Source organism: Pseudomonas sp. 31 R 17, assembly GCF_900004915.1.
Lineage (GTDB): Bacteria > Pseudomonadota > Gammaproteobacteria > Pseudomonadales > Pseudomonadaceae > Aquipseudomonas > Aquipseudomonas orientalis_A.
The window spans coordinates 267674-282934 of the sequence record NZ_CVTN01000065.1 but is presented as its reverse complement, the minus strand read 5'-3'; the positions used below and the strand labels follow the sequence as shown (position 1 = coordinate 282934).

Annotated in this window: 4 protein-coding genes; 2 read left to right on the top strand and 2 right to left on the bottom strand. The window is 61.7% G+C overall.

Annotated elements, in window-relative coordinates; translation table 11 throughout:
• Nucleotides 1–289: 289 nt before the first annotated feature.
• Entirely contained in the window at nucleotides 290–1702 is a 1413-nt protein-coding gene (locus BFP89_RS13460; RefSeq protein ID WP_065885963.1) for an amino acid permease, read from the bottom strand.
• 415 nt (nucleotides 1703–2117) lie between these two features.
• Between BFP89_RS13460 and BFP89_RS13455 the strand changes: the two genes are divergently transcribed.
• Nucleotides 2118–5219, top strand: coding sequence for a transglycosylase domain-containing protein (locus BFP89_RS13455; protein ID WP_065885962.1), 3102 nt, complete (start codon nucleotides 2118–2120; stop codon nucleotides 5217–5219).
• Here BFP89_RS13455 and BFP89_RS13450 read toward each other — a convergent pair.
• The gene (locus BFP89_RS13450; protein WP_065885961.1) at nucleotides 5206–9852 is read right to left on the bottom strand and encodes a hypothetical protein; all 4647 of its coding nucleotides are present in this window, start codon (nucleotides 9850–9852) and stop codon (nucleotides 5206–5208) included. The two genes, BFP89_RS13455 and BFP89_RS13450, sit on opposite strands and share 14 nt — an antisense overlap.
• 133 nt (nucleotides 9853–9985) lie before the next feature.
• Here BFP89_RS13450 and BFP89_RS13445 point away from each other — a divergent pair, with 133 nt between their 5' ends.
• Complete coding sequence (locus BFP89_RS13445; protein WP_065885960.1) at nucleotides 9986–15064, top strand: dermonecrotic toxin domain-containing protein; 5079 nt, start codon at nucleotides 9986–9988, stop codon at nucleotides 15062–15064.
• Nucleotides 15065–15261: the final 197 nt, after the last annotated feature.

Sequence of the window (15261 nt, the reverse complement as noted above, 5' to 3'; positions counted from 1 at the left end):
GCTTACTTTTGCGCTTTTCAAAAGTGAGCCGCTGTAAAAGCGGAACCATTAGCAGCCGTTACCGCAGAAACGGATATGTACTCAACCCAATCCAGCATCCTGGTCGGCCCAGAGGCCGCCATCGGGAGCAAGCCCCCTCCCACAGTTGGGCCCGGATCGACCCAACATCCTGGTCGGTCCTGAGGCCGCCATCGGGGGCAAGCCCCCTCCCACAGGGGATCTGCGCTAACTGATTGGCATCAGGGCAAGCCTGCTCCCCTATTTCCCGGCTCCGGTTCAGCCTAAGGGTTCAGGCTGCGGAACGCGCCGCCGCATTGGTCGGCTGCAACTTGAACACGTAATACAGCACCGTCAACAGCACCAGAAACGCAGGCCCCACATACAACGCCACCCGTGTGTCCGGGAAGTACGCCATCAAGCCCACCACCAACAGCAAAAACGCCAGCGCCAGGTAGGAACTGACCGGGTACAGCCACATGCGGTACTGCAGACCGGCCCGCTCGGCAGGGCTCAGGCCCTTACGGAATTTGAGCTGCGCCAGCAGGATCATCAGCCAGGTCCAGATCGCGCCGAAGGTGGCGATGGAGGTCACCCAGACGAACACCTGGTCCGGCACCAGGTAGTTGAGCAGCACGCCCAACAGCAAGGCGAAAATCGACAGCAGCAACGCCTTGCGTGGCACGCCATTACTGGATGTGGTGCCGAACGCGGCCGGGGCCTGGCCATTCTGCGCCAGGCTGTAGAGCATGCGCCCGGTACTGAAGATGCCGCCGTTGCAGGACGACAATGCGGCGGTAATCACCACGAAGTTGATGATACCTGCGGCGGTCTTGATGCCCAGGCGTTCAAAGGTCATCACGAACGGGCTGCCCTGGGTGCCGATTTCATTCCACGGGTAGATCGACAGGATCACGAACAGCGCGCCCACGTAGAACAGCAGGATGCGCCAGAACACCGAACCGATGGCGCTGGGGATGGTTTTCTGCGGGTTGCGCGCTTCACCGGCGGTAAGGCCGATCATCTCCACCCCCAGGTAGGCGAACATCACCATCTGCAACGACATCAAGACGCCCTGTACGCCGTTGGGCATGAAGCCGCCATGGGCCCACAGGTTGGAAATGCCCACCGCCACGCCGTCATTGCCGAAGCCGAAGGCAATAATGCCGACGCCGCCGATCACCATGGCAATGATGGTGACGATCTTGATCAAGGCGAACCAGAACTCGAACTCACCGAACGCCTTGACCGCGATCAGGTTGATGGTGCCCATGCTGATCAGCGCCGCCAGGGCCCAGATCCAGCGCGGTGTGTCGGGAAACCAGACGCCCATGTACACCGCCACGGCAGTGATTTCCGCGACGCAGGTCACCAGCCACAGGAACCAATAGTTCCACCCGGTGAGAAAGCCCGCCAATGGGCCCAGATAATCCTGGGCATAACGGCTGAACGAACCGGCCACCGGGTTGTGCACGGCCATTTCGCCGAGGGCGCGCATGATCACCAGGATTGCCAGGCCGCCAATGATGTAGGACAGCATGATCGCCGGGCCGGCCATTTCGATGGCCTTGGCCGAGCCGAGAAACAGGCCGACGCCGATGCAGGCGCCGAGCGCCATCAGGCGAATATGCCGTTCACCGAGTTCGCGTTTGAGCGGGCCGCCTTGGACGGTCTCGCCAGGGGGCAGGGGTTTGCCGACAGGCATAGGGATACAACCTCATTTTGTTATTGGATTTGACCACCGAGCGTCGGCGTATCTGCAGGTAGGCAAATACACCGCCTTGACCGGGCCTGCCTCGTGGGCAAACCCGCCTGGCATGTGTCAGCGGCCAGGTCAGCGGGCATGCAGTATAAAAAGCGCGCGCCAGGGTATTTCACTCTATAAACAGGCAAATTTGGCGATATACCCCGAGAAAAAGCGCTTGGACGGAGCAAGCACCAAGCGTCTGGGACGGCCTTCTGCGCGCGAAACGGCGCAGAGTATTGCATAACGGGCCGGGGTCCAGACACCTCGGACAAACCCGTGGCATGCGGGCCCATCGACAAACTTCGTAGATCAGACAATTCGCGTCTACGCTTCAGACAAGTCCGATCAATCTGTAGGAATGGATCAATCGACTATGGGCGCACTGTGGCAGACCGACTCGCATCAGGCTGAAGCCGACAGCCCGTCACCCGCCCCATTGCCGAAAAAATCCAGACCGCCTCGGCCATGGCGTCGACTGTTCTGGCTGATCCTGCTGCTGGCGCTGGCCGCCCTGGGGTTCGCCGCGTTACGCGAGATGCACAGCGCCCGCTGGCAGGCGCGCATGCTCAGCCAATGGGCGTCACAATTGACCTATCGCGTGGAGCCCGGTGCCAGCGATGCCATCGTGTATCCCGGTGCCGGGCCGTTCGACCGGCGCCTGGGCTACAGCGCCCTGGGCGAATTCCTGCCGCGCCTGCTCAAGCGCAACTACGTGATCCAGTCTCAGGCGCGCTTCTCCACGGCATTGATGAACTACAGCGGTCACGGCCTGTTTATCCCCTATGCAGAAAAAATCCAGGCCGGGCTGAACATCACCGATTGCCGTGCCGCGCCGTTGTACCAATTCAACTACCCGACGCAGCTTTACGCGCAGTTCAGCGATGTGCCGCCGTTGATGGTGCGCAGCCTGTTGTTCATCGAAAACCGGGCGCTGCTCGACCCCGAACCGGCCCAGGCCAACCCGGCGGTGGACTGGCCGCGTTTTGCCAAGGCCGCCTGGTCGCAGGTGGCGCGCCAGTTGCACCTGCCGGGGCAGACCGCAGGGGGCAGCACCCTGGCGACGCAGCTGGAGAAGTACCGCCATTCACCGGACGGCCTGACCCTGTCGGGCAGCGAAAAACTGCGCCAGATGCTGTCGGCCAGCGTGCGCGCCTATCAACACGGTACCGACACGCTGCCGGCCCGGCAAAATATAGTGCGCGACTACCTCAACAGCGTGCCGCTGTCGGCAGTGCCGGGCCACGGTGAAGTGCACGGCATGGCCGAGGGGTTGCGGGTGTGGTACGGCGCAGACTTCGCCCAGGTCAACCAGGCCCTGGCCGACACCACGAACACCCCGGCCGGTCTGGCGTCACGGGGTCTGGCGTTGCGCCAAGTGCTGTCGCTGATGATCGCCCAGCGTCGTCCTTCGCATTACCTGAGCAAGGGCCGCGACGAGCTCGCGCAATTGACCGACAGTCACCTGCGGCTGCTGGCGCAGGAGGGGCTGCTGGAACCTGGTTTATTGAAAGCGGCGCTGGCCAGCCAGGTCAGCTATCGCGACTGGCAGCAGCAACCGACCACGCAGAAAATCGAGGCCAACAAAGGCATCGGCATGGCCCGCAGCCGCCTGGGCGCACTGCTCGATCGCCCGCTGTACGACCTTGATCGCCTGGACCTGTCAGCCACCAGCACGCTGCAGGGCGACTTGCAGGAACAAGTCACCGCCTACCTCAAGCAACTGGCGGACCCCGCCTACGCCCAACAGATCGGGCTGTTGGGCGAACGCCTGCTCACCCCTGCCAGCACGCCGCAGGTGCGCTACAGCTTCACCCTGTTCGAGCGCACCCGCGACAGCGCCCGCGTGCGCGTGCAGACCGACAACACCGACCAACCGTTCGACATCAATGAGGGCAGCAAGCTGGAATTGGGCTCCACCGCCAAGCTGCGAGTGCTGACCACCTACCTGCAAATCATCGCCGAGCTGCATGAGCGCTATGTCAACGTCGCGCCCGCGGCCTTGAGAAAAGTCGAGATCGCCGAACAAGACCGCCTCAGTCGCTGGGCCGTGGACTACCTGCTGCAAAATCCCGGCAAACCCTTGGCGCAGATGCTCGACGCCGCCCTTGACCGCACCTATTCCGCCAGCCCCGGCGAACGCTTTTTCACCGGCGGCGGCCTGCACCGCTTCCACAACTTTCGCAACGAAGACAACGGCCGCAACCCGACCCTGCGCGACGCCCTGCGTGAGTCGATCAACCTGCCGTTTATTCGCCTGATGCGCGATCTGGTGCGCTACACCACCTACACCGGCGCCGACAACAGCGCGCAACTGCTCAAGGACGACAACGAGCCCCGTCGCCAGGAATACCTGGCGCAATTTGCCGACCGTGAAGGCACCACGTTCCTGCTCAAGTTCTGGAAGAAATACCAGAAGAAAGACACCCAGGCGCGCCTGGAAACCTTTCTCGACAGCCTGCACCCCACGGCGATCCGCCTGAGCGCCGTGCACCGCTACCTGTTTCCCGAGGCTGACCAGGACACGTTCAACCGTTTTGTGCGCTCACGCCTGGGCGATGCCAAAACCCGTGACAAACTGACCGAAGAGCGCCTGCGGCGCCTGTACACAGACTACGGCCCCGGCGCCTATGATTTGCCCGACCAGGGCTATATTGCCAAGGTCCACCCGCTGGACCTGTGGTTGCTCGGTTACTTGCTCAACCATCCCGAGGCGACCTTCGGCGAGGTGGTCAACGCCAGCCAGTTCGAACGCCAGGAGGTGTACAGCTGGCTCTTCAAGAGCCGCCATCAGCGCGCGCGCGACAGCCGTATCCGCACCATGCTGGAGATCGAAGCGTTCCTGGAGATCCATCAGCGCTGGAAGGCCGTGGGTTATCCCTTCGATCATCTGGTGCCGTCCCTGGCGACCGCCATCGGCAGCTCCGGCGACCGCCCCGCCGCCCTGGCCGAGTTGATGGGCATCATCCTCAACGACGGCGTGCGCCTGCGGGCAGTACGCATCGACAGCCTGCATTTTGCCGCCGATACGCCTTATGAAACCCGAGTGATCAACGACCCGGCCGAGGGCAAGCGGGTGATGCCTATAGAAGTGGCGCGGGCCCTGCGGGGCGCTTTGTCCCAAGTGGTGGATGCCGGTACCGCGAAACGCCTGGCCGGCAGTTTCAAGCTGGACGACGGCACACCACTGGCCATGGGCGGCAAGACCGGAACCGGCGACAACCGCATCGAAGCCATCGGCGCCGGCGGCCGAGTGCTAAGCTCCAGGGCGATCAACCGCACCGCCACCTTTGTGTTCTATATCGGTGATCGCCACTTCGGCACGCTCACCGCCTTCGTCCCGGGCAATTCGGCTCAAAACTTTACGTTCACCTCGGCGCTGCCCGTGCAAGTGCTCAAAGGCATGGCGCCGATTTTGCTGCCTTACTTGAAGCCGGGCAGCCAGACCCTGTGTCGGCCCGTGGCTAGTCCACACTAAAAAACAGGCTTCGGGCAAAAGGCCGCGTAATCTTCGCCCGGTCAATTTCCAGGGTCTGGCGCACACGTCCGGTCTGGCCACTGCGCATACGTATGAACGCCTCGGCCTCGACCCGAGCCTGGGCCTGGCGTCCCAGTCGCTCCTGCTCGGGGCTCTTGAGGTGGGGATCGCCCTCGTAATGATCATCCGGCCCGTGGAGCCTTTTGTAGTGGAAGTGGGCATAGCACAAAACCCGGTCGGTATTGCTCGCGTCAACAACCACATACACCTGCAGGTAATCATCAGCCGTGTCCTTGAGGAGTACGCGCTGCCCCTTGCGGTAAATGAGCACTTCATTGTGGCGCTTGAGAAAGTCGACGTGATCCTGAGTGGTGGGTCGCAGTCGGGTCGCTTTAATCCGTGCCGCCAACCCGGCGGCCTTCAGTCGGGCCTCAGCCAGCCGTAGGTCACGCGCCATCGCCAGCGCCTTGGCTTGCTGCACAGCCACCAGTCGAACGGTTTCCATGCCCTGACGCCTGCGGTCAATCGCCTCGGCGGTCCAGCGTCGGGTATTGGCCTGCGCCTCAAGCAGGTACTCCAGGGAAGACGGATCGTTTGCCCGCTCGATCAACGCCTCCACCTGCTGGATCGCTCTACGTTCATCATCCAGCAGCGCCTGGCCCTTTTTCAGCAAGCTACCCAGCTGCGCATCAGGCTTGGGCGTCGACCTCACCGGTTCCCAAACCCCGTCCCGGGCCTCGGTAAACGTGCCGATCAGCTCGCCGCCAGCCTCGTGCAGCTCTGCGGTGGCGGGCGCCACTGCCGTGGCTTCATTGATCTGCGCCACATACATATCGTGATTACGCGTACGGATAATTTTTTTACGCCGGGTGCCCTGGGGCACTGGGGCGGGTGCAGCAGGCCGTTCTGTCCGGGGTTCAGGTTGCAAGAGGCTCACCAGTTCTTTTTCGACCTGTTGGTGCAGGCTGGCAAGCAGCTCCTGCAGTTTTTGCAGGTACTCCAAATCGAATTTTTCCGGTTCCATCGCACGCCAGAATTCAATTTGATCGTCGACTTGCGCATAGACGTGGTCAATATTCTTCAGCAGTTCAATGCGTTCTGCGTGCGTCGTTTGCAGCTGTTGCAAGTCCGCCAGAGAGCGAGTGGCACGGCGTGCACGCTTGACGGCTTCGCTGACAGCGTCGAAGAAATCGTCGCTGAGCTCAGGTCCCGCAACATCGATGGAAATTCCCCACAAGGTCGTCAGTTGCAAGACTTGCAGATCCTGAATCAAAGGGCGCCCGGCCGGCTTCAGCCCTTGGGCCTTATCCCGACCCAGCCGGGGAACACGGCTCAATTCTTCCAGATACCCGGCCTCCAGGGTGCGCCAGCGGATGCCCTGTTCCTGCACGGCCGCCAACTCACGCATGAGGCTGCCCAGCTTGGCGTGATCCTGACGGTTGATATCCGATTCGGCCTCCTCCGGGGTTTCCTCGCTCAGCCGGTCCAGCAGCGGCCTGAGCCTGGCATTGCAGTCCACTACGTGTCGTCGATACTGTGTATCCAATAACTGTGCGGTCAGAATCACTGACGCCAACACGTCGCAAAGTTCTTCCTCATAGCCAGGGCGCGGGGCCAATTCCCGCAGGCGCTTGAGCAGTTGCAACTCCCGCTGTGCATGCTGAAACTTGTTGCTCATTTCCCGACCGTAACGCTCCCACGCCTGGACACGTTGCGGGTCGGTGATTTGCCCGGCGGGCCGGGCTGCCAACGTGTGTGCCAGGTGCATCGCGGTGTCCGCCCTGGCGCGGTCGGCCTGCGCTTTTTTATAGTCAACCTCAAGGGCTGCAAGGGCAGCCGGCTGTGCCTGCAGGGTATGCTCAGCCGCGTCGTCGGCATTGCCGCCCGCAAGCCGAAGTTTCAAGTCAAAGTCCCATCGACCCTGGCCCAGATGCCTGAGCCAAGGCCCAAGAATGGTGCCATCGGCGCTGATCACCCGGACCTCGCTCTTCTTGACTTGCACCCGATACAACGCCCCCTGGACCAACGCCTGCCATTGCTGCGCAACATTCGACGTATCACGCCGCAAGCCCTGTAGCGGGCCACTGGACTCGGCGTTTTCCAGGGCCACAGGCCACGGCTTGGGGAACGTCTTCAGCCACAATTTCTGGATCAACGCCTGTTGTTGCGTGTTCAACACCTGGCGTCCATTGACCCAGAGCACGGGCGTTTGGAACTTCTCAGGCGTGGGAATCCGCTTGAGCGGCACGGTGATTGCGCCCGCGACCTGCGGTTCGACACGTGCCAGGGGCGCAAACACCGGGTGCTCCAGATTCAAAGGGTGCAGGGCATCCTGGGGCGTGGCCTGGTGGGCTACGATCACCATCAGATTTGCCAGCATGTCGATAAGCGCGGCGCTCCTCGCTTGACCATCGTGACTGCTTAGCCCTTCGATATCGCGCTGCATACTGTCCACCAACTGAACCAACCAACCGCCCAGCGCCAACGGCCCGTTCAGAAATGGCAGCAGAGTGCCGAACAGCAACCAACCGGCGCTCTTCAAGTTAGCCCATCGCTGCTCCGCATTCGACACCGATTGACGATCGGCCAGGGCCACCAGTGCACTGGCCGTGGCACTGAACACATGGTGCGCCGGGTCGGTGGCGACCACTTGTTTACTCAGTTGAACGGGCGCCGGTTTCTCATACGCGGTGAATTCATTGCCAGGCAAAAAGTGGCGAATATGCGGTTCGTGAAAGCCATTATTGGCATATACCCCCTGGCGTGCTGGCGCGATCCAGGTCAGTACGTTGTCCTGCAACGCGCCAGGGGTCTTGATCGCGGTGAACAGGGCCGCCAACGATTCATACTCCTGCAGCATCGGGCTGAACAATGGCCGGTACAACAGGTGCGGACCGCTTTGTCCCTGTAGCGGGCCGATGATGAACATATTGACGACCACATCCGGGTTGGCATCGGCCGATGCCTTGAACGCCAGCGGCCACAGCGCGACGGCCTTGCCCCCCGCCATGCGTTCCGAGGCCCTCGCCTGCAGCGCCGCCCGCACCCGCTGAAAGCCGCTGTAGGTCATACCGTGCTCGCCCTTGATCTTCGATCCCAAGGCCAACATCGGCAGTTGTACGCGCAATTGCCGGCTGAACTGTTGCCGACGACGGGCAGCCTCAGCGAGGTCGTCGATCAGCTTGTTTTTCAACAGGGCGGGATAGGTTTGCCCCACATCAGCCTCACCCACGCAGCGTTTGATCAGGCTGTACGTCAGCCAGGCCGGTGCCGCTGAGTCATTGAGCATGATGCGCCTGGGGGTGTGCGGGAAGCCGGAGAGGTTTTCCAGGGCCAACTCGGTCAGCGTCACAGTGACAGGGTCCACCTCGGCGGCAATGAACCCGCCCGGCAAGGGCACAGCTGCGGCGACCACTCGATCAAAGGTCAGCACAACGTCCCCCGGCTGGAGGTTCCTCGCCCCCGGTTGCGCCCTCAGACACTGCCGTAACTGGCGGTCGGCGTACCGGGTAATCGACTCGATACCCTCGAGAAAATGCGCTGCCCCGCTTTGATGCTGGAGCAACACCCACTGCTGCAACAACTGGGCGTAGGCGATGCTGTCCTCAGGGTCCGCCTGGGCCAACCACCCAGGCATGACCTGGCGTAAACGCTGCTGGGAGGCGCTCAGTTCACAGATAAACCAACGCCTGGGATCAATGATGTAATCAAGCAGCGCCTGGCACGCCTGCGTCGTGCGCGGCACAGTACGCTGGATGCTATCGATCTCCAGCAGTTGGCGTGCCAGGTAACTCGACGCCAAGGCATCGAGCGGGTCGCCTTGAGCCTCCAGGACGAACCACTGGTCAGCCGCCCCCGTCAACACCGGGCTCGTGTAAGCCGGCAACAGAGCGCCGATGTCGTCCAGGCTATCAAGCATGTGGAGACCGCTCGCTGGGCTGAACAGCACGGTGGTCGAGGCATGGCTCAAGACCAGCAGCGGCAGTATCTGCGTGTGATCGCCCCCTTGCAGGTGCACGGTATGCACCCGCAACGGCCCGCCATGCAGGCTCCATTGCGGTGTTGGCCGCACTGGGCGCAACAGGGTCTTGGGGAACAGCGCAGCGAAACGTTTTGCGTCCATGCCAGGGGGGGGCGGTGAGTCGTAGAGCAACTCCAGCAGGTGGTCGGACAGATAGCCCCAACGGACCATGTTTATCGGAAGGGGCTCACGCCACCACGTTTGCAGGCGATTGGAAAAAGACGACAGAAGCACGGCGCCGCACTCATTGATCAGCTTCTCCAACTCAGCCAGGGTCGGCCCACTCGACACAAACATCTCGCGAGCCCGCCGAACCACGACCTGATAGTGCTCAACCAGCAATGTCGGCGTGGCGTTGGCCAAACGCTGCACCAGTAACTCGGGCAAAGGCTGGTAAGCGTACAACGGCAGTGCAGCGGTGCTGCCAGCGGTGGGTGTGCCGATATGGATCAGGCCGGCGCTCCACTGTTGTGTCGCAAAATGTTGGTCCAGATAGGCCTGGGCAGCCTCTTGCGCCACCTCGAGCAATGACGGCGGATCGCGGAACAGCATCTCGATTTGGTCAATATGGGTCTGGCGCAGAGAGGCTGGGCCAGGCTCGGACGATGTCATGACAGGGTTTCTCGGTGTGATAGAGCCATCGACGCTACAGGCTGCCCGACACCCGGTGTCGATAGACTGATACTGCCCAGAGCGCCCTTGCGCGAGCCTAACCTGAGTGCCCTGCCCACGACAGAACTACGCCATGACAACCATTTCGCCCGCTATGCACGAAGATAAAGGCCAGCACTACGAAGTCATTCGGGAAGCCCTGCCCGACTGGATCACCAAGCTGTCGGTATCACGTGCAGGCGCCTTGAAATCCAGCCGCAAGGCTGTTCCGGCCTGGTACAAAAGTGCCTCGCCCCACCAGCATCAATTATTGAAAACCGCGATTGCCGAACAGTGGAAAACCCAAACCCTCATTGACCAGAAACTCGCCCCGGTCACCGACGTCAAAGGTTTCGCCGAGCCGTTGTTAAAAGCCGCGCTGAAACAGCAATACAACCTCGATGTCGATGTCCGCAGCACCTGCCTGCGGCTCTATGCCCCGGCCGACCGCGCATGGTGGGTCATGGATGTGGGCGGCGGTGTGCAAAGCCGCACGCTGTCGCTGCTGGACGCGGCACTGCACAACTTTGCCGACAGCGAGGCGTTCACCGCCGATTCGCAATTTATCACCCTGCCTGACGCCCTGGGCCATTTCGAAGTCCTCCCCCTGAAAGCCCGGCTGTCGATCCAGCAGTTCAAAGCGCTGGTTCGCGGCCTGGACATCGGTGCGCAGTATCAACAGCACCTTGAGCACTATCTCGGCCGAACCGCTCCGGTGGTCGAAGGTGTTCTACGCGCTCGGGTGGCGCTCAACCAGCAGGCCGCCCTCACGGTGGCCGCGCGCATGGCGTTGATCAGGGGCGATATCCAGGCGTTGGATCACGCGTTGATCACAGGTTTGGTCAAGGGCCAGCAACACCTGACGCTCGACGGCAAGATCGCGCACTGCCATGACCTGAGCCTGATGGACGCCACCTTGAGCGGCGTGATACTGATTGCCGCCGACCTGGAAGTCAGTCGCCAGGCATCGCCTGTGATCGCCTATATCCCGGACGACCCGCAGCACCCACTCAAGCGCTATGCCTCCACGGTCGCGTTCATGCAGGCACTGACGCGGCAATTGCAGCAGCTCGACTATCAGCAGTTCTTCAGCCGGTTTGTCGAGCACCAGTACCAGGGGCATTTCTTCAACCAGCTGGGCACGCGTTTGAGCCAGGTGAAATGGCATCAGCACGCACCCGGCGATCCGAAGCCAACCTGGCGTGAGACGCCCATCGACAACCCCAACCTGCAGTTCAGCGCAAAGCGTGTGCGCACGCCGCTGTGGGAACATCTGTATCGGCGAAGCCTCAATAAAATCCTCAACGACGCCCGTGAACTGGCCGTCTCCACCGCCTACGCCGACCGCATGGCACGCTGGGCCTGGTGGGACAATCTGGAAAAAGTCCTCGCGGATATTCTCAACGCAGCGCTATTGGTGGTGACCCCCTTCGCTCCGTTTCTGGGCGAACTGATGCTGGCCTATACCGCTTACCAACTTGCCGACGAGGTGTTCGAAGGGCTGTTGGACTGGACCGAAGGCCGAGGCGTAGAGGCCATTGAACATGTGGCCGGGGTGACGGAAAACGTGGTGCAACTGATCGCGTTCGGCGCTGCCGGGCAACTGGCTCACCTTGAGCTCTCCAGCTTTGTCGAGGGCTTGAAGCCTGTGACGCTGGCTGACGGCAAAACCCGTTTATGGCATGCGGACCTGAGCCCCTATGAACAAAGAGCCGTCACGCTGGCCCCTGGCTCGAAACCCGATGCCCATGGGTTTCACTCGCACGCCGGCAAAAAAATCCTGCGTCTGGAAAACAAACACTACGAAGTCAGCCAGTCCCCCGACACCGGCCGCCACCGGATCATCCATCCGCAACGCGCCGATGCCTATCGTCCTGAAGTGCAGCTTAACGGTCAGGGTGCCGTGGTGCTGGAGGGCGAAGAACCCAGGGCCTGGGACGACTCACAATTGCTTCAGCGCCTGAGCCCCATCACCGCCACCTGGCCGCAGGCACGCCTGCAACAGTTATGCGATATCAGTGGTACCGAACCCGGCGCATTGAGGCATATGTACGCCGAAAACCAGGCACCGCCGCCGCTGCTGGCCGATACCCTGAATCGCTTCGAACTGCGCCAGCACATCGACACACTCGGCGAACCCTCCGCCGACAACGGTGAAGCCGCCTATTGGTCCGCCGACATGGTTACGCGAATGCCTGGCTGGCCGGCCGATAAAGCCATCGCGGTGTTCGAAGCAGCCGACCTGAGCGGCGAGCCGATGCACCACGGCGCAATGCAGGCACCGCAGGAGTCGACGCTGGCCATCAGCCGTGAAGCGTTACTGGCAGGCCGGCTAACCCCACAAGTCGTCGACTTTCTGGACGAAGCCGAGCTTACCGCTCTAGTCGGCAAGCCTTTGCCCGCCGACAACGACGCGCGAGCGCAAACCCTGCGTGAACAGTTGAGCCTTTACGTCGCCACACGCAAGGACGACATCTTCGAGCACCTGTACGGTTTCAAACGCCAGTCAAACAGCGCCCACGGGTTACTGCTGCAACGCCAGTTCCCCGAACTGCCCGACACCCTGGCCAGCGTGATACTGAACCAGGCCCGCCCGGCGGAAGTACAGTTGATGAACGACGAGGAGCGCCTCCCGCTACGGCTCAAGCATCAGGCCAGGGAATTACAGTTCGAAGCGCGAACCACCCACGCCTACGAAGGTTTCTTCCAGGGTAACGCGCCCACACCCGATACCGAACGGCTGCTGCTCAACGCGTTGAGAATCCACAGTGATGCGTTCGGCGACCTGCGCCTGAGCATCCGCGAGCAAGTGCCCAATGGGCACCTGCGTTGCCGTGTAGGTTCGGACGAGGCGGCGACCGATACACTGCTGGTACGCACAGCGCCAGGGCGATATACCGTCCACGACGCCAGCGTCGATAGCACCCGGGATTTGTATGAAGCCGTACTGCAAGCCTTACCCCCTGGCACCCTGGGCTTTGCGCCGGGTGATGGCGAGGCGTTGCGCCAGTGGCTCACACGCACCTTGCAACCACCCGCCGAACGCCGCACGGTGCTGGCCGAACCGCCGGTCTTGCCAGTCGCCCCTCTGGAGATCCAACCGCTGCTGCAAAAACCAATGTTCAGCGCCCTGCGCCGTCGACTGGGCCGCGCCAGCGTGGACGAGCGCCTCAAGTCTCTGTATCCGACGCTTTGCGAAGAAGATATAACGGCCTATGCCCTGTCGCTAAACTCGGCCGAGGGGCAGCGTCTGCTCACTGAGCTTGAAACCCAGAAAAAAGACCTGCTCAAGGCACTCAAGAATTGGCAGGATCAGCCAGCTGCCGGCACCCGCAGACGTCGCGTAACACTCCCGGAGCGGTTATTCAGGAAGCGCGTGACTGCGCTCATACAGAGCAGCTGGGAGCAATCAGCCAGCGGGTACGAGACGGATTTCGGCGAGCGCCGAGTGGGTAGCGAACTGGACCTGCGCGGAGAAACCATCTACGGGTTTGTGCAAAACTTTCCCCGATTGGATACCGCGCTGAACCACATCACCAACCTCAACCTGGCAGGCACCGACTTCACTGATGCAGACAGCCCGTTCCTGCACAACTTCCCTAACCTGCGTACGCTGGATATCACCGGCAAGCACCTGAAGACTTTTCCATCGGCCATCAGCGGTATGCGTCGGCTCACCCATCTGGGCCTGTCCGAAAACCCGATTCGCTGGCGTGCGCAGAACCTGGAACAGCTCAGGCAATTGCACCACCTCAGGGTATTGATCCTTTCGCACAATGAACACTTGGTCACACCGCCGGACATTAGCCGCATGCCGGAGTTGCGCGTGCTGGCGCTCAACAACACGCAAATCCGCGATTGGCCCATAGGACTGTTCGAGCTACCCCGCTCTCCCGACTTCAACCTGAATTTGCTGAATACACCGATCACCCAAGTACCGAGCGTCGAGCCCGGCTCGGCGCAAGCCGAACTGGTGACACGTGCACGCCTGGACAACAACAAGCTGGAGCAGGACGCCGAGGATCGGCTGGTCAGTTACCGGCGCGCAGCGGGCCTGGATCCTTATCGCACCTATCCCCCCCGAGGCGAGCTGGACAGCCAATTCTGGTTCGAACACCTGACACCCGAAATACGCCCGGCATGGCAGGAAATCTGGGACGATCTCGAACGGGAACATGGCTCACAGGGTTTTTTTGAAGTCATCAGAAGCCAGCGACAACCCGCCCCCGACATCGTCCACGACCCGGCCGACCTGGTGCGCTACAACCAGAACCTCAGACAATTGCGCACCAATGTCTTGCGCCTGCTGAGGGCCGCCGACAGTGACGAGCAAACCCGCACCGCGCTGTTCAACCTGAGCGCCATGCCGACCCACTGCGCCGATGCGGGCGCCCAGCTGTTCAACGCCATGGGTATCGAAGCCATGACGCTGGAGGCATGGCGCGAGCCCACCCCTCGAGCCCGGACCAATGCGCTGGTACGGCTGGCCAGACAAAAGGCCCGGCTGGACAAGGTCAACCAGATTGCCAGACAAGATATCCAGACTCGCCTCAACACCCCCACACTCAATGAGGATGGCAGCGAAGGCCCGCCTTTGCGGCTGACCACCGATATCGTCGACGGTGTTGCAGGCACCCTGGATGAAGTCGAAGTGTACAGCGCCTACCAGACCGGCTTGAAGCAACGCCTGGATCTGCCTTGGTTGGCGGACCACATGCTGTACCGCGATGCCGGCAAGGTCGCAGCCTGGCAACTGGCAAATGCCTATGACAAGGTCATCAAGGAGGAGCAAGGCGACGGGCTGGTGAACCAAATGCTTGAGCAATATTTCTGGAGCGACTACTTGCTCAATACCCGGCCCGAGGCGTTCCGACAGATCAAATGCCAGCATGAACAGGCCAGTGAAAGCATCGACGACTTGCGCCTGGCTCAAAACGCTTGGGCCGCCCACGAACAACTGCCGCCGGAGCGCAAAAGTTCGGCCACCAGTACCCAACTCCGGCAGCGTCTGCTCTATCTGGCAGACGCGCTGGATGTACCCGATGAGCACGTCCTGACCGGCGAGCCCATGACGGAAGAAGTGTACTTGAGCCTGTTTCTCAAGAGCTTCTACGACGAACGGGAACTGGGTCGCCGCCTGACCCGCGAGGCCATGGTTGCCGCCGGGATTTAACCCTCACCCCCATTGCACACGCGAGCCGGAACCAGTCGTGCCCCTGGTTCCTGCCCCCGTGGGAGGCGCATTCCTCAGGCACAACCCTATTCATAGGGCGCGACTTGAGCGCCTGGGAATTCCCTCTACACCAACGCACTTTGAATAGTTACCGCCGACACAGCCCGCGCCCATCCCATGCTGATGGTCCACGCCAT